Here is a 16,764-nt window from a genome sequence, read left to right as displayed (position 1 = left end):
GCGGCTTAGAACTTCTCTTTGCCGGACAGGTAACGCCATTGGCCAACCGGCACTTTGCCGATGGACACGCCGCCGATGCGGATACGACGAATGGCGATGACCTTGAGGCCAACCGCTTCGCAAAACAGCGCGATTACACCCGGCTGCGGGTTTTTCATTGCAAAACGCAGGCGGTTTTCGTTCTGCCAGCTGGCTTTGACGGCCGGCAGTTCCTTGCCTTTGTATGTCAGGCCGTGGTTCAGGCGGTTGAGGCCGTGGGCAACCATGTCACCTTCGACTTCCACCACGTATTCCTGCTCGATCTTGGCGGCATCGGCGGTCAGCTTGCGTAGGATCTTCCAATCCTGGGTAAACACCAGAAGGCCGCTGGCCTTGGCTTGAAGGTCGGCGCTGGCGGTCAGGCGCAGGAAATGGCCCTTGAGCGGGCGCTTGCTAAAGCGGTGTTCTTCCGAGAGTGTTTCGGCGCTAATCGACGCCATGGCCGTTTCGGTCTCCACGCCCACAGGGGCGTGCAGCAGGATGGTCACCGGCTCAGGCACGGTGGCCTTGGCCTCGGGGTCGAGTTCGACCGTCTGGGTGGTGACCTTGAACTGCGGCTCGTCAATCACTTCACCGTCCACCGAGACCCAGCCGCCTTCAATGAACAGCTCAGCCTCCCGACGGGAGCAACCGACCAGTTCGATTAGACGTTTGGAGAGGCGTATGGGGTCAGTCATGACAAGGGCCGTAACAAAAGGGGGCGGCTATTGTACCTGCCTGGAGCCGGTTAATCCCGGCCCTATTTCATTTAACCCTGGCGGGCCTGTTGTTGCGCCTGGCGCAAACGCAGACGCAGCAACGGATAAGGCTGGCCGAGGCCATCATGCTCCGTGCGTCCGACTACCTCGAAGCCTTGCTTGAGGTAAAAGCCCAGGGCCTGGGGGTTCTGTTCGTTCACCTCGAGTTCGTCGGCGTTCATGCGTTCAATGGCATAGCGCAGCAATTGCCGGCCAAGGCCCTGGCCGCGGCGCTGCGGGTCGATAAACAGCATTTCGACCTTGCCCGCGGCCACGCCAGCGAACCCGGTGATGCATTGGTGCGAGTCCTTGGTGCAGATCAGCATCACCGTGTCCAGATAATGGGTCAGCACCAGATGCCTCAGCCGCTCGATGTAGCTGTCCGGCAAAAAATCGTGGGTGGCCCGCACTGAGGACTCCCAGATTTCAGTCAGTTTTTGATAATCGCTGGTTTTGGGGGTATGGATAACCGAATGCTGACGCATGCCGCTGCTTCCTGCCAGTGATGGGCGATGGGCAAACGATAGACCTAAAAAAGCCCCACATCTTGATCAGATGCAGGGCTTTTGATTTTGTCGCCGATCAGTCGCGCTTTTCAGCCCACAAATCGTACTCGTCGGCGTCCGTCACGGTGCACCAGACCTTGTCACCCGGCTTCAAACCGTTGGCATCGTCGATAAACACGTTACCATCGATTTCCGGCGCATCGAAGAAGCAGCGGCCAACCGCGCCTTGCTCGTCGACTTCGTCGATCAGCACTTCGATTTCCTTGCCGATGCGCAGTTGCAGGCGCGCCGAGCTGATAGCTTGCTGGTGAGCCATGAAACGCTCCCAACGGTCCTGCTTGACGTCGTCCGGCACGACGGCCAGGTCCAGCAGGTTCGCCGGGGCGCCTTCAACCGGCGAATACTGGAAGCAGCCGACGCGATCCAGTTGGGCTTCTGTCAGCCAGTCCAGCAGGTACTGGAAGTCTTCTTCGGTTTCGCCGGGGAAGCCGACGATGAAGGTCGAACGGATGATCAGCTCCGGGCAGACCTCGCGCCAGTTCTTGATGCGCGCCAGGGTCTTGTCCTCGAACGCCGGGCGCTTCATGGCCTTGAGCACTTTCGGGCTGGCGTGCTGGAACGGGATGTCCAGGTACGGCAGGATCTTGCCGGCGGCCATCAACGGGATCAGCTCGTCCACGTGCGGGTACGGGTAAACGTAGTGCAGGCGCACCCACACACCCAGGCTGCTCAAGGCTTCGCAGAGTTCGGTCATGCGGGTTTTGACCGGCGCGCCGTTCCAGAAACCGGTGCGGTATTTCACGTCGACGCCGTAGGCACTGGTGTCCTGGGAGATCACCAGCAGCTCTTTCACACCGGATTTGACCAGGCGCTGGGCTTCGTCAAGCACATCACCGACCGGGCGGCTCACCAGTTTGCCGCGCATCGACGGGATGATGCAGAAGCTGCAGCTGTGGTTGCAGCCCTCGGATATCTTCAGGTACGCGTAGTGGCGCGGGGTCAGCTTGATGCCTTGCGGCGGCACCAGGTCGATCAGCGGGTTGTGGTCCTGGCGTGGCGGCACCACTTGGTGCACGGCGTTGACCACCTGCTCGTACTGCTGCGGGCCGGTCACCGCGAGCACGCTTGGGTGCACATTACGGATATTGCCTTCTTCCACGCCCATGCAACCGGTGACGATGACCTTGCCGTTCTCTTTGATCGCCTCGCCGATCACCTCCAGCGACTCAGCCTTGGCCGAATCGATGAAGCCGCAGGTGTTGACCACCACCACGTCAGCGTCCTGGTAAGTGGACACAACGTCATAGCCTTCCATGCGCAGTTGCGTGAGGATGCGCTCGGAGTCAACCAGAGCCTTCGGGCACCCTAGCGACACAAACCCTACACGTGGATTATTACTCATATACTCACAGCCTGCAGGGTTAGCCCTGGTCGAAATTCGTGGCGCGCGATTCTAAGCGTTGATCAAATAATGCGCAAAAACAATTGTTGCTAATGAGTATTGTTAGCGCGTATGGAGAGACTGAAGTTAGTATGGATTTTTCTCGCTCAAGCCGGGCGATCCGGGTTTCCAGCTCCTGAATTTTCTGCTGCTCTGGGGTCAGCGCCTTGCTCTGCGGAGTGACGCCTTGGCGCTCTTTCTGAACCTGGTCAACCCTGCGGCGCAACGCTGACTCGCCAATACCGAGTGAAGGGCTGGCTTCGATGTAGCTGTAGTTTTGCCTGAGTACGAAGTCGGCAGCCTCGCGTTTGAATTCAGCAGAAAGGGTACGGCGTTGTTTGGTCATTTGACACCTCGATCTTGCGAGCATTCTCGTCTAAATGAGTGTCCGGTTTCATTCGACCACTACATATGGATCAGAGAATTCTAGGTACGCGGACAAGCGTGGCGATAATGGCCCAGCGTCTAGTCGCGCCTAAGAGTTGGATAGAATCTGAGGAGGTAAATGTATTGACGATACTAAGCGATCTGCTTGACTTGTTCGACTTGATGAATTCGCAGTTTGCCATCCATACACATGGATCAACACGGCTGACGAACAATGAGGTTTTTTTCTCACGAGTTCCGCTATTTCGTTAGAAGTCGCAAAAAATAGGGTCTTTCAGCTCTTTAGGTTGGATTACGATAGGCATGATAGAGGGCTCTTTAAGTCGTTTTATGTGATAAGGTAACTGAGCGAATTTATAAGTAACTCATAATGAAAGTGATCTCCGAGTTTGCGGTTCCAGCTTTTATTTCTCCAGTTCCTCCTGCTTTCCTAAAGTATCGTGCGAACATGGGGATTTCGAAATTTCCCCCGCCATTTGAGTAGTCGTTGAATGCATGTGTTAAGTTGAGATTTATTGGTTGCTCGCTACTGTCCATTAGTTGCAACGCAATGCCTTTGGCAGTTGAAGTGGAATTTAGGTTAATAATTCCTGAAGTTGGATCTATCGCAGGTGCTGTTGATGTTGCGATAAGTTTGTAATTTACTTTTTGGATGCCGGCTGGACAGTTGTTGAGTTTTATGTTGAAGCGCTTCGACGCATCGTTGTGGAAAATTTGACTCAAGTCCATGCTTCCCATGTCCACAGTTACATCGGGCGTTTCGCATGAGGGTACTACTATAGACATTCCATTGGTTGTGAGTGTAACCGGAAAAATCGTCCCTCTTTGGAGTGCTCCAATTTCTCCAGCAGGTATTCGAGCGTTATTTTTTATCGCTCCTATTTTTACAAATCTTAACGCGAAAGATGCGCCTGTGAAATAAATTGCGCTTCCGAAGTCGGGTCTAATATAATTGCTTGCCACTCCGTTATATGCTTCTCCGTCATGAATCCATTGCCACCCAATACCGGTGTCTCCAATAGGCTGTATGCTTCCGGGCACGTCCTTACCCAAGTAATTCTTGGTCCCTAGCAAATATGGGGCGGCGCAAATGTATTTGTCCTGATTGGTGATTGTAATTGGCGAGCTTTCATATATGATTTGGCCGTCAGGTGCGTCTCTAGGTATCGATGCAGTTTGGGGTAGTGTGATGTTATTCGTAAAGGCAGAGCTGCCTGGGTAGAATTGGCATGTTGCTGCGATTGCATTCGTTGTTGTGCTGCAGATAAAAAACAGTAGTAATAAATTTTTAATTTTCATAGTGGGGTGCAGCGTCTTTTATAAAAATTGGATTGTATTTTATGGTTTTTTTGGTGAGGGGCGAATAAGACGTTTCTTAAAGAGTCCGGCTAGTGTCGTGAGCGGTTAGTTCATTTTCTAGCGTGTAAAGATATACTGTGTGCCCCTCGCCTCGAGATGGTTCCACGCATGCCTCGACCAGTTGCTCCTTTTGCACTGCAACTCGCCGACGTAATTACGCTTCAAGGTTGGTTGCGCATGAGTACGCTGGAGCAAAGCCTCGGTCGGTGGGCGCGGATACTCCTTTTGCTCGCTGACGGGGTGACGCCCATGGCCATCTGTGGGGAGCTACAGATCACTTCGCCGACGGTGTTCAAGTGGCAAAAAACGCTACCTTGAGTAGGAAATCGAGGGGGCTGAGCGACCTTCCGCGTAGCGGTCAGCCCTTGAAACCGGGCGCTGAGAAAGTCAAATAAATCCTGATCTTGACAACTCAGCGGGTTTCGAAGGAGGCAACGCATTGGAGCGTTCGGTTGATGGCCAAATACGCGCACGTTACCACCTGGCGAGTTCGACAAATCTGGGCGGCGCCCGATCTCAAATCGCACCTACTGAAGACATTCAAGGTCAGCAATGATCCGCACTTCGCCGAAAAGGTCATTGATGTGGTCGGATTCTATCTGAGTCCCCCGGACAACCCAGGGAAAAAAAGCCAACCTTGGGGTTGGCTTTTGCGATGGTGGTGGACATGTCTAACCTCGGTATTGAATGACGCTGCCGGTCGTGCACGACGAGACAACGGATGGGCACTTGAAGTGTGCCTCTGATCAAAAAGTGCGCAATTCTAGCGACGGGCAGCGCACTTGACCAGCTTTATGCAGCGAAAAGCGACGAGTGCTGCGCTATGCTTCGCGCCGTTGCGCGTAGGTAAAATCCTAAGGTCAACAAAACGTCTGTTACGAGAAGTAAAACAGCGCATGCTAGGGTCCGCTTAGAGGCGTTGTTTATAAAGACCGCAGGTCAGAAGGGCAGGAGTGGTTGATGGGTCAGGCAAGTAGTCCGGCGGCAGGCGCCGAGCATTCCACCGCAAAGCCGATTGGCATGCTGGTGGCAGCGGTCGGGGTGGTTTACGGCGATATCGGGACCAGCCCGCTCTACACCCTTAAAGAGGTGTTCAGCGGCGGCTATGGGGTTCAGGTCAACCATGACGGTGTGTTGGGGATCCTGGCGCTGATCTTCTGGTCGCTGATCTGGGTCGTTTCGATCAAATACATGCTGTTTGTGCTGCGCGCCGACAACCAAGGCGAGGGCGGCATCATGGCCCTGACTGCACTGGCGCGACGGGCGGCGGGGGAGCGCAAGAAGCTGCGCAGCTTCCTGGTGGTGTGTGGCCTGTGCGGCGCGGCGCTGTTCTACGGCGACAGCATGATCACCCCGGCGATTTCCGTGTTATCGGCGATCGAAGGCCTGGAGCTGGCGTTCGACGGCTTGGAAAAATGGGTCGTGCCCATCGCCCTTGTCGTGCTGGTGGCCTTGTTCCTGATCCAAAAGCACGGCACTGACCACATCGGCAAGCTGTTTGGGCCTGTGATGGTGACCTGGTTCCTGGTCCTGGGCGGTCTCGGTGTGTATGGCATCACCCTGCATCCTGAGGTGCTCAGTGCCATGAACCCGATGTGGGCGGTGCGATTCTTCGAGGCTCACCCGGGCATTGGCGTGGCTATCCTTGGCGCGGTGGTGCTGGCACTGACCGGCGCCGAAGCACTGTACGCCGACATGGGCCACTTCGGCCGCAAACCCATTGCCCGCGCCTGGTTCATGCTGGTGCTGCCGGCGCTGGTACTCAATTATTTCGGCCAGGGCGCGATGCTGCTGGGTGACCCGGAAGCCGCGCGTAACCCGTTCTACCTGCTGGCACCCAGCTGGGCGTTGATCCCGCTGGTGGTGTTGTCCACCCTGGCCACGGTGATTGCGTCCCAGGCAGTGATTTCCGGTGCGTTCTCGTTGACGCGCCAGGCGATCCAGTTGGGTTACATCCCGCGGATGCATATCCAGCACACCTCCAGTGCCGAGCAGGGCCAGATCTACATCGGCGCGGTGAACTGGTCGCTGATGGTGGGTGTGATCCTGCTGGTGCTGGGTTTCGAATCCTCCAACGCACTGGCGTCAGCTTACGGCGTGGCGGTAACCGGCACCATGCTGATGACCACCATCCTGGTGTCGGCGGTGATGTTGCTGCTATGGAAATGGCCTCCGATTCTGGCCGTGCCGGTCTTGGTCTGCTGCCTGCTGGTGGACGGGCTCTACTTCGCTGCCAACGTGCCGAAGATCATCCAGGGCGGTGCCTTCCCGGTTTTGGCGGGGATTGTGTTGTTCGTGCTGATGACCACCTGGAAGCGCGGCAAACAATTGCTGGTGGAGCGCCTCGACGAAGGCGGCCTGCCATTGCCGATTTTTATCAGCAGCATTCGCGTCCAGCCGCCCCACCGGGTGCAGGGTACCGCCGTGTTTCTCACCGCACGCCCGGACGCTGTGCCCCACGCGCTGTTGCACAACCTGCTGCATAACCAGGTGTTGCATGAACAAGTGGTGTTGCTGACGGTGGTCTACGAAGACATTCCTCGCGTGCCGGCGGCACGGCGCTTCGAAGTGGATTCCTACGGCGAAGGCTTCTTCCGCGTGATCCTGCACTTTGGTTTTACCGACGAGCCGGACGTGCCCGAAGCGCTGAAGTTGTGTCACTTGGATGACCTGGATTTCAGCCCGATGCGCACCACGTACTTCCTCAGCCGCGAGACGGTGATCGCCTCTCGCATCAAGGGCATGGCGCGCTGGCGCGAGGCGTTGTTCGCGTTCATGTTGAAGAATGCCAGCGGCAACCTGCGCTTCTTCAAACTCCCGGTAAACCGAGTGATCGAGCTGGGCACCCAGGTCGAAATGTAAGCTTTTGCAACGCGGGAGCCGGTAATCGGCTCCCGCTTCTCTTTCTGAACCCTGTGCAATCCAGCGTTGTCGACTAGGCTCTAAGCACTGTTGAACAGTGCCCATAGAACCCAGAAGAGGTGCGCCATGAGTCAGCTGCTCGAACCCTATACCCTGCGCCAATTAACCCTGCTCAATCGCATCGCGGTTTCGCCGATGTGCCAGTATTCGGCGGTCGACGGCCTGGCCAACGACTGGCACCTGGTGCATCTTGGTAGCCGTGCGGTCGGCGGTGCGGGGCTGATTTTTACCGAAGCCACCGCTGTCACCGCTGATGGCCGCATCACCGCCCAGGACCTGGGCTTGTGGAACGACGCGCAGATCGAACCGCTGCGACGCATCACGCGTTTTATTGCAGCCCAAGGCGCGGTGGCCGGCATTCAACTGGCTCACGCCGGGCGCAAGGCCAGCACCCATCGGCCCTGGATCGGCAAGCATGGCGGTGTCAAGGCGGAGGAGGGCGGCTGGGTGCCGGTAGGGCCCTCGCCGATTGCCTTCGACCCTCAGCACACTCAACCCACACAGTTGGATGAGGGGCAGATCCAACAAGTCATCGCCGATTTTGTCGCCGCCGCCAAGCGTGCGTTGACCGCGGGTTTTGAAGTGGTGGAAATCCACGCGGCGCATGGTTACCTGTTGCATCAATTCCTGTCGCCGATCAGCAATCAGCGTCAGGACAGGTACGGCGGCTCGTTTGAAAACCGTATCCGCCTGGTGCTGCAGGTCACAGAGGCCGTGCGTGAAGCCTGGCCTCAGGAGCTGCCGTTGTTTGTGCGGGTGTCGGCCACCGACTGGGTGGAAGATGGCTGGAACCCCGACGAAACCGTGGAACTGGCGCGTCGCCTGAAAACCCTTGGCGTGGACCTGATTGACGTATCGTCCGGTGGCACGGCCGCTAATGCCGAGATCCCCACCGGCCCCGGCTACCAGACCCGTTTCGCCGAGCGGGTGCGCCAAGAGTCGGGCATGGCTACCGGCACCGTTGGCATGATCACCGAGCCGGCCCAGGCCGAGCACATCCTGCGCACCTGCCAGGCCGATATCATCTTCCTGGCACGCGAGCTGCTGCGTGACCCTTACTGGCCGCTGCATGCCGACGACGACCTGGGCGGGCGCAAGGCGATCTGGCCGGCGCAGTATCAAAGGGCGACCCATCGCGACCAGCCGATTCATGAGTCTGATCTGCGCGACTAATCCGCTGTTGGCGCTGACTGAAACCCACCCTGACCCGGTGGGTTTTTTTACGCGCGCAGGTGTCGGATATGTCTGTAGGTATTTGTTACCTAAGCAATTTATTTAAGTTAATACTCTAAAAAAATCCCACACGAGAGCAGTTTTTTTCTACGCTTAGGGTGAGCCTGATTTCTGGCCCAGGAAGTCAGTGGGTTTGCTCACTGAGGCATTGCGCTTCATGGGAGGCGGGTAATGGGCAACAGGAGTATTCGATGGATATCAGGAGAACCAGTCCATGGCCAAGTCCGATGGTGTAGCGGGTGTGGTGACGTCTTTTCTGACCCGCAGGATGTCGTTGCGGGGCCGAAGGTTGAGCTCAGATGAAATGGAATTGCTGGCGCAGTACCGCGCCCTGACCGAGAACGATCAGATGGCAATGCGCTATTTGATTGGGGCGATGAAGAGTGTGTCGCGGTTCTGAGGATCGTCGTTAAACAAGGTGGGAGCTGGCAAGCCAGCTCCCACCGGTATCAGCTGTACTTGCGCTGGTCCGGTGCCGGCGGGAAGTACTGATACAACCAGGTTTCACTCAAGGTGCGGTCCTGGGTACGGATAAACAGGCGCAGTTCCACCGGCTCTACGCTGTCGCTGGTCGGGTACCAGTCGAACAGGATGCGGTAGCCCTTGATGTTATCCAGCAGCAGCACGCTGAAATCCTTGACCTGGCCATGGGAGCACGTCACCACTGGCTCAATCCCCGTGCCGGGTGGCAGGCGGTCCAGGCCACCGCCCTTGAAGTCCACGGCGAAACGGCGCGCCCACACCTCAGGGTAGTGCTCACCCGGCGCCCAACCTTCGATAAAGCCACCCATGCCTGAACGGGTCGCGTCAACCTGGGCCAACGGCGTGCTCACCGGTGGCAGGGCGCTCCAGTACAGCTTGTAGCCGTAGTTCAGTGATTCGCCGGCTGCTACGGGTTTTTTCGGGGTCCAGAAGGCCACGATGTTATCGAGGGTCTCGCCGGTTGTAGGAATTTCCAGCAGGTCGATGGAGCCTTCACCCCAGGCCGTAGTGGGTTCGACCCATAGGCTCGGGCGTTTGCTGTACCAGTCCACGGTGTCCTGGTAACTGGCGAACTCATGGTCGGTCTGCACCAGGCCAAAGCCTTTGGGGTCGGTGTCGGCAAACGCGTTGAACTGCAGCTTGGCCGGGTTGTTCAGCGGGCGGCAGATCCATTCGCCATTGCCGCGCCACATCGCCAGGCGGTCCGAGTCGTGGATTTGCGGGTGGATGGTGTCGCACATGCGGCGCTCATGGGTACCGCAGCTGAACATGCTGGTCATCGGCGCGATACCCAGTTGTTCGATGGCGGTACGCGCGTTGATGTGTGCATCGATCGCCATCACCACCTGGTTGGCCTGGCAGTCGATATCAAAGCGGTAGGCGCCGGTGGCGCTCGGCGAGTCGAGCAGGGCGTAGACCACGAAGCGGGTGGCGTTCTTGTCCGGGGTTTCGAACCAGAACTGCGTGAAATCAGGGAATTCCTCGCGTTTTTTCGCGTAGGTGTCGATGGCCAGGCCACGGGCGGAGAGGCCGTACTGGCCGCTGGAATCCACTGCGCGGAAGTAGCTGGCGCCGAGAAACGACAGTACATCATGGCGGCCCAGTTCTGGCGCCTTGAACAGCTTGAAGCCGGAGAAACCCAGGTCGCCGGTCAGCTGTTTGGTGTCGACCGTGGTTTTTTCATAGTTGAACAGCGAAGGGCGGAAATGCACCTCGCGGGCTTCGCGGGTCTTGGGGTCGACGCTGTGCATACGCACCGGCGTCTTGAATCCCATGCCGACGTGGAAGAACTGCACGTCGAGTTGGCCGTTCAATTCCTTCCACAACGAGTGGTTGCCGTCGTAGCCGATGGCGTTGAAATTCTGCGGGGTCATGGTCGCCAGGGTGGGCGGCAGCACTTGTTTGGTGTCTTTGTAAGCGGTCCCGGCGAGTTGCTTGGCCTGGGCCTTCAGCGATTCGAAATCGAACGCCACGGCCTTGCCATCGGCGGCACGGTTCCCGGCCCAAGCCTGGGCGGCTAGCAGGCCGCTGGCCGACAAACCAGTGTAAGCCGCAATGGCCATGGACGCTTTGAGCAAATTCCTACGGTGCATAGAGACAACCTGTCGTGAGCAAATCCCGCGCCGTTCCTGGCACGTAGCGGATCAGAAATTACGGTTCGGACATGCCTTCGGCCAAACGCAACGGACATTAAACAGACGCCGGATAGCTTAAGCGGTTCGATGACGTAGGAAAATTGATTGATAGCGGGGTGATTGAGTTGCAAGTGCGACAAGACATTTCCGGCTCTGATGCCAACACAGTACTTGATCTTTATGAAGATCAAATGTGTGCGGGCTTGCTCGCGAATGCGGTGTGTCAGTGACAGGATCTACCGACTGATTCTCCGCATTCGCAGGGGTAAAAGCTTCAGTGCTTGAACATCACATGGCGAACGGTGGTGTAGTCTTCCAACCCGTACAGGGACATGTCCTTGCCGTAGCCGGACAGTTTCTGACCGCCGTGGGGCATTTCGCTGACCAGCATGAAGTGGGTGTTCACCCAGGTGCAGCCGTACTGCAAGCGCGCGGCCAAACGATGGGCGCGCCCTACATCGGCGGTCCACACGGATGACGCCAGGCCGTAATCCGAATCGTTGGCCCAGCCCAGCACTTGGGCTTCATCGGTGAACTTGGTCACCGACACCACCGGCCCGAATACCTCGCGACGCACGATTTCGTCGTCCTGCTGCGCGTCGGCCAGCACGGTCGGCTCAAAGAAGAAACCATTGCCTTCTACCGCCTTGCCGCCGGTGACCAGGCGAATGTGCGGTTGTGCCACGGCGCGTTCGACAAACCCGGCGACACGATCGCGGTGTTGCGCGGTAATCAGCGGCCCCAGTTCGGTAGCGGGATCATCCTGCAAGCCGTACTTGATGCTGGCGACCGCGGCGCCGAGCTTTTCGACGAACGCATCGTAGATGTCTGCTTGCGCATAAATCCGGCATGCAGCGGTGCAATCCTGGCCGGCGTTGTAGAAGCCAAAGGTGCGAATGCCTTCTACGGCAGCATCGATATCGGCGTCGTTGAAGATGATCACCGGCGCCTTGCCGCCCAGCTCCATGTGCATGCGCTTCACGCTGTCGGCGGTGCTGGAAATGATGTTTGCACCGGTGGCGATGGAGCCGGTCAGCGAGACCATGCGCACTTTCGGATGATTCACCAGTGGACTGCCGACGGTTGGCCCACGGCCGAACACCAAGTTGAGTACACCGGCCGGGAAGATTTCAGCGGCCAGTTCGACCATGCGCAACGCGGTCAGCGGGGTTTGTTCCGACGGCTTGAGCACCACGGTATTACCTGCGGCGAGGGCCGGGGCGATTTTCCAGGCGACCATCATCAGTGGGTAGTTCCACGGTGCGATGGAGGCAATCACACCCACCGGGTCGCGGCGGATCATCGAGGTGTGCCCGGGCAAGTACTCACCGCCGGCCGAGCCGCTCATGCAACGGCTGGCGCCGGCAAAGAAGCGGAATACGTCGGCAATCGCCGGGATTTCATCGTTCAGCGCGGCGCTGTAAGGCTTGCCGCAGTTGTCCGATTCCAGCTTGGCCAGCTCTTCGCCATGGGCTTCGATCACGTCCGCCAGCTTCAGCAGCAACAGCGAGCGATCCTTGGGCGCGGTTTGTGACCAGCCTTCAAAGGCGGCATCCGCTGCGCGCACGGCGGCGTCGACCTGGGCTTCGCTGGCTTCCTTGATCTCCACCAGTACGCGGCCGAGTGCCGGGTTGAACACGGCCTGGGCCGGGCCTTCGCCCTCTACCAGTTGGCCGTTGATCAAAAGTTTGGTCTGCATGGTTCAGCTCTCCTAAAAACGCGTGTTATTTCTCTGAAGAAACTGGCTCTAAATGTGGGAGCGGCGGTGCGACGATTCGACTTGCTCGCGAATACGGTGTGTCAGTCGGCACATGTGTATCTGATGTACCGCATTCGCGAGCAAGCCCACATTTAAACCGCGTTCCTCCAGTCGCCAAGTTATTTACCGCCACTCCCCGCCACGCTTTCACCACCGCGCGTCAGGTAATAAGCCCCGAGAATAGGCACCATCGTCACCAGCATCACCAGCATCGCCACCACGTTGGTCACCGGCACATCGCGTGGGCGGCTGAGCTGGTTGAGCAGCCACAGCGGCAAGGTGCGCTCGTGGCCGGCGGTGAAGGTGGTGACGATGATTTCGTCGAACGACAGCGCAAACGCGAGCATGCCGCCAGCCAGCAGCGCCGAGCCGAGGTTGGGCATGATGATGTAGCGAAAGGTCTGCCAGCCGTCGGCACCCAGGTCCATCGAGGCTTCGATCAGGCTGTGGGAGGTGCGGCGCAAGCGGGCAATGACGTTGTTGTAGACAATCACCACGCAGAACGTCGCGTGGCCGATGATAATGGTGAACATCCCCGGCTCAATGCCCAGCGTCTTGAACGTCGCCAGCAGCGCGATACCGGTGATGATCCCCGGCAGCGCAATCGGCAGGATCAACATCAACGACACGCCTTGCTTGCCGAAGAACTCGCGGCGATACAACGCGGCCGACGCCAACGTGCCGAGCACCATCGCAATCAGGGTGGCGATGGCGGCGATCTGCAAGGACAGCTTGATCGACTCCAGCACGTCCGGCCGGGCGAAGGCCACGCTGAACCACTTCAAGGTAAAGCCTTGGGGCGGAAAGCTGAACGCGGCTTCTTCGGTGTTGAAGGCGTAGAGGAAGATGATCAGGATCGGGAAGTGCAAAAACACCAACCCGCCCCAGGCTGCGATCTTCAAACTCAAACTGGATTTTTCAGAGTGCATCGAAGGCCCCCAGGCGTTTGACGATGGACAGGTAAACCGCGATCAGCACGATGGGCACCAACGTGAACGCTGCGGCCATGGGCATATTGCCGATGGCGCCTTGCTGGGCGTAAACCATGCCGCCGACGAAGTAACCCGGTGGGCCCACCAGTTGCGGCACGATGAAATCGCCCAGGGTCAGCGAGAACGTGAAGATGGAACCGGCGGCAATCCCCGGAATCGACAGCGGCAATATCACCTGCATAAACGTCTGGCGCGGTTTGGCCCCAAGGTCAGCCGAGGCTTGCAATAGCGACGGCGGCAAACGCTCCAGGGACGCCTGGATCGGCAGGATCATGAACGGCAGCCAGATATAAACGAAGACCATGAACCGCCCCAGGTGCGAGGTGCTCAAGGTGCTGCCGCCCACGCCGGGAATGCCCAGCACGAGCTGCAACACGGGCTCCAGCCCCAAGTGCTGCACGAACCACTGCGCCACGCCACCTTTGGCCAGCAGCAATGTCCAGGCATATGCCTTGACGATGTAGCTGGCCCACATCGGCATCATTACCGCGACGTAGAAAAACGCTTTGGTCTTGCCCGTGGTGTAGCGCGCCATGTAATAAGCAATCGGGAACGCGATCACCGCACTGGCAATCGACACCACAATCGCCATGCTCAAGGTGCGCACAATGATGTCGAAGTTCGACGGCTGGAACAGCGCGGCGAAGTTGGTCAGGGTCAGGTCCGGCGTGACCGCCATGGTGAAGTCGTCAAACGTATAGAAACCTTGCCACAGCAGGGTCAGCAACGAACCCAGGTAGATCGCGCCGAACCAGATCAGCGGCGGCACCAGCAGCATCGCCAGGTAGAGGTTGGGCTTGCGGTACAGCAGGTTGGAAAACCTGCGCATCGGTGGTTGGGTTAGGGCCAGGCTCATGTCACACCTCGCCTGCGATATCGGTCAGCGGTGTCATGGCTTCCCGCGCCCAGCGGGCGGTGATGGACTGGCCGACCTGATGGGCACTGCTGATGTCCAGCCACTGGTTGTTGGCCTGGCTGATGTTCAACGTCTGGCCGTTTTCCAGCTTCAGCTCATAGCGCGTGGCGCTGCCCTGGTACTGGATATCGTGCAGCAAACCGCTGACTTCCACGTCGCCGGCACCCAGCGGGCCTTCGGCAAAACGCACGTGCTCCGGACGGATCGAGAAGGGCTGCGGGTTGCCGCTGAGGCGCTGGGCCAGTTCGCCGCGAATCACGTTGGACGTGCCGACAAACTCGGCGACAAAGGCCGTGGCGGGCTTCATGTACAGGTTGCGCGGGGTGTCGACCTGCTCGATGCGACCCTTGTTGAACACCGCCACACGGTCAGACATCGACAGCGCTTCGGTCTGGTCGTGAGTCACGAAAATAAAGGTGATGCCGAGCTGGCGTTGCAGCTTTTTCAGCTCGCTCTGCATCTGCTCACGCAGCTTGAGGTCGAGTGCGCCCAGCGGCTCATCCAGCAGCAATACGCGTGGGCGATTGACCAGGGCGCGGGCCAGGGCTACGCGCTGACGCTGCCCACCGGAAAGCTGCACCGGCTTGCGCTCGCCATAACCGCCGAGGGCGACCATGGCCAAGGCTTCTTCGGCGCGATTGAGGCGTTCGGCCTTGCCCACGCCCTTGACCTTGAGGCCGTAGGCGACGTTGTCGCGCACATTCATATGCGGGAACAGCGCGTAGTCCTGGAACACAGTGTTTACATCGCGTTGATACGGCGGCAAGCCGGCGGCTTCCTCGCCGTGGATACGGATCGAGCCTGCGCTCGGTTGCTCGAACCCGGCGATCAGGCGCAGGCAGGTAGTCTTGCCCGAGCCGGAAGGGCCGAGCATGGAAAAGAACTCGCCGTCCTGGATATCGATGGAAACCCGGTCAACGGCTTTCACTTCGCCGAACTGACGGGAAACGTGGGTGAATTGGACTGCAAGTGTCATGGTGCGGTGCTCCAAAAAAGCATCTGTGGGAGCGGGCGTGCTCGCGAATGCGGTGTGTCAGTCAACATGTCTGTCACTGTTCAACCGCGTTCGCGAGCAAGCCCGCTCCCACATTGGTTCTATGTCGTTTGGTAGAAATTACCGCCCGCCCATGATCGCAATGTAATCCTGGGTCCAGCGGCTGTACGGCACGAACTTGCCGCCTTCAGACTGCGGGGTTTTCCAGAAAGCGATCTTTTCGAACTGGTCGAACCCATTGGTCTTGCAGCCCTCGGCGCCGAGCAGTTCGCTTTCCTTGCAGGCCGCCGGCACCGCCGGCAACGAGCCGAACCACGCGGCGACATCGCCCTGGACCTTGGGCTGCAGCGACCAGTCCATCCACTTGTAGGCGCAGTTCGGGTGCTTGGCGTCGGTGTGCAGCATGGTGGTGTCCGCCCAGCCGGTGGCGCCTTCTTTGGGAATGGTCGAGGCGATCGGCTGTTTCTCGTTCTGCAAGCCGTTGACCTGGTACGGCCAGGCGCTGGAGGCGACCACGCCTTCGTTCTTGAAGTCACTCATTTGCACGGTGGTGTCGTGCCAGTAGCGGTGGATCAGCGGTTGCTGGGCGCGCAACACTTCGAGCACGGCCTTGTACTGGGTTTCGGTCAGTTCATACGGGCTTTGAATGCCCAGCTCTGGCTTGGTCGACTTGAGATACAGCGCCGCATCGGCGATATAGATCGGGCCGTCATACGCCTGCACGCGGCCTTTGTTCGGCTTGCCGTCTGGCAGGTTCTGGGCGTTGAACAGCACGTTCCAGCTGGTGGGGGCGGTCTTGAATACCGTGGTGTTGTACATCAACACGTTCGGGCCCCATTGATACGGGGTGCCGAAGGTCTGTTGGCCGACCACATACCACGGCGCATCCTTGAGGCGCGGGTCAATGTTCTTCCAATTGGGGATCAGCGCGGTGTTGATCGGCTGCACCCGCTTGCCGACGATCAGCCGCAGCGAGGCATCGCCCGACGCGGTGACCAGGTCATACCCGCCCTTGGCCATCAGGCTGACCATTTCGTCTGAGGTGGCGGCGGTTTTCACATTCACCTTGCAGCCGGTTTCCTTCTCGAAACCTGTGACCCAGTCGTAGGCCTTGTCGCTTTCGCCACGTTCGATATAGCCGGGCCAGGCGACGATATCCAGTTGGCCTTCACCCGCGCCAACGGCCTTGAGCGGTTCGGCGGCCTGTAGGCTGGCACTGGCGAGCAGCGCGGTGGTCAGGGCACTGAGCAGTGCGGTCTTATGCGCGGACATGGGGGTTCCCTCTTCTTTAATTATGGTCGGGGCAGTAAAAGCAGTTGTACGTGTTGTTTTTTGTTTTAGCGTAGCCCTTGGCTTCAAGCT

General features: G+C 58.6%; 13 protein-coding genes and 2 pseudogenes. 4 read left to right on the top strand and 11 right to left on the bottom strand.

Going from position 1 to position 16,764, the window contains the following annotated elements:
* Positions 1-5 precede the first annotated feature (5 nt).
* The 5 genes and pseudogenes from AACY52_RS24580 to AACY52_RS24560 all read right to left on the bottom strand — a co-directional run bounded on the left by AACY52_RS24580 (position 6) and on the right by AACY52_RS24560 (position 4,409).
* On the bottom strand, positions 6-716 hold the full coding sequence (locus tag AACY52_RS24580) for an rRNA pseudouridine synthase (RefSeq protein WP_339560868.1): 711 nt from the start codon (positions 714-716) through the stop codon (positions 6-8).
* Positions 717-787: 71 nt separating this feature from the next.
* On the bottom strand, positions 788-1,261 hold the full coding sequence (locus tag AACY52_RS24575) for a GNAT family N-acetyltransferase (RefSeq protein WP_339418222.1): 474 nt from the start codon (positions 1,259-1,261) through the stop codon (positions 788-790).
* Between the two features lie 97 nt (positions 1,262-1,358).
* Positions 1,359-2,684, bottom strand: a complete 1,326-nt coding sequence (gene rimO / locus AACY52_RS24570) for a 30S ribosomal protein S12 methylthiotransferase RimO (protein ID WP_339418220.1) — start codon at positions 2,682-2,684, stop codon at positions 1,359-1,361.
* Between the two features lie 127 nt (positions 2,685-2,811).
* Positions 2,812-3,069 (bottom strand): annotated as a pseudogene (locus AACY52_RS24565) (transposase); the annotation flags it as partial.
* Positions 3,070-3,464: 395 nt separating this feature from the next.
* The gene (locus AACY52_RS24560) at positions 3,465-4,409 is read right to left on the bottom strand and encodes a fimbrial protein (RefSeq protein WP_339560867.1); all 945 of its coding nucleotides are present in this window, start codon (positions 4,407-4,409) and stop codon (positions 3,465-3,467) included.
* A 168-nt stretch (positions 4,410-4,577) separates the two neighbouring features.
* Here AACY52_RS24560 and AACY52_RS24555 point away from each other — a divergent pair.
* From AACY52_RS24555 to AACY52_RS24540, 4 genes and pseudogenes are all read left to right on the top strand, one after another.
* Positions 4,578-5,086: pseudogene (locus tag AACY52_RS24555) on the top strand (helix-turn-helix domain-containing protein); the annotation flags it as partial.
* Positions 5,087-5,429: 343 nt separating this feature from the next.
* On the top strand, positions 5,430-7,331 hold the full coding sequence (locus AACY52_RS24550; RefSeq protein ID WP_339560866.1) for a potassium transporter Kup: 1,902 nt from the start codon (positions 5,430-5,432) through the stop codon (positions 7,329-7,331).
* A 126-nt stretch (positions 7,332-7,457) separates the two neighbouring features.
* Positions 7,458-8,564 carry an NADH:flavin oxidoreductase/NADH oxidase gene (locus AACY52_RS24545; RefSeq protein ID WP_339560865.1) on the top strand — a complete coding sequence of 369 codons (1,107 nt, stop codon included), beginning with the start codon at positions 7,458-7,460 and terminating at the stop codon, positions 8,562-8,564.
* Between the two features lie 274 nt (positions 8,565-8,838).
* The gene (locus AACY52_RS24540; protein ID WP_339418214.1) at positions 8,839-9,024 is read left to right on the top strand and encodes a hypothetical protein; all 186 of its coding nucleotides are present in this window, start codon (positions 8,839-8,841) and stop codon (positions 9,022-9,024) included.
* 49 nt (positions 9,025-9,073) lie between these two features.
* Here the strand turns inward: AACY52_RS24540 and AACY52_RS24535 are convergent, their stop codons facing one another.
* The 6 genes from AACY52_RS24535 to ydcS form a co-directional block, all read right to left on the bottom strand.
* Entirely contained in the window at positions 9,074-10,699 is a 1,626-nt protein-coding gene (locus AACY52_RS24535) for a glucan biosynthesis protein D (protein WP_339435873.1), read from the bottom strand.
* Positions 10,700-11,015: 316 nt separating this feature from the next.
* Positions 11,016-12,440: a gamma-aminobutyraldehyde dehydrogenase gene (locus AACY52_RS24530; RefSeq protein ID WP_339560864.1), complete on the bottom strand. Its 1,425-nt coding sequence runs from the start codon at positions 12,438-12,440 to the stop codon at positions 11,016-11,018.
* Between the two features lie 179 nt (positions 12,441-12,619).
* Complete coding sequence (locus AACY52_RS24525; RefSeq protein WP_339418211.1) at positions 12,620-13,429, bottom strand: ABC transporter permease; 810 nt, start codon at positions 13,427-13,429, stop codon at positions 12,620-12,622.
* Positions 13,419-14,348, bottom strand: coding sequence for an ABC transporter permease (locus AACY52_RS24520; RefSeq protein WP_339418209.1), 930 nt, complete (start codon positions 14,346-14,348; stop codon positions 13,419-13,421). Before AACY52_RS24520 ends, AACY52_RS24525 begins: the two co-directional genes overlap by 11 nt.
* A gap of 1 nt (position 14,349) precedes the next feature.
* Positions 14,350-15,384, bottom strand: coding sequence for an ABC transporter ATP-binding protein (locus AACY52_RS24515; protein WP_339530409.1), 1,035 nt, complete (start codon positions 15,382-15,384; stop codon positions 14,350-14,352).
* 138 nt (positions 15,385-15,522) lie between these two features.
* A complete protein-coding gene (gene ydcS, locus AACY52_RS24510; RefSeq protein WP_339418207.1) occupies positions 15,523-16,674 on the bottom strand; it encodes a putative ABC transporter substrate-binding protein YdcS in 1,152 nt (383 codons plus the stop codon).
* Positions 16,675-16,764: the final 90 nt, after the last annotated feature.

Origin of the sequence: Pseudomonas sp. EA_65y_Pfl1_P113 (genome assembly GCF_963970525.1) — a bacterium.
Taxonomy (GTDB): domain Bacteria; phylum Pseudomonadota; class Gammaproteobacteria; order Pseudomonadales; family Pseudomonadaceae; genus Aquipseudomonas; species Aquipseudomonas tritici.
This window is presented reverse-complemented; position numbering and strand designations above follow the sequence as displayed.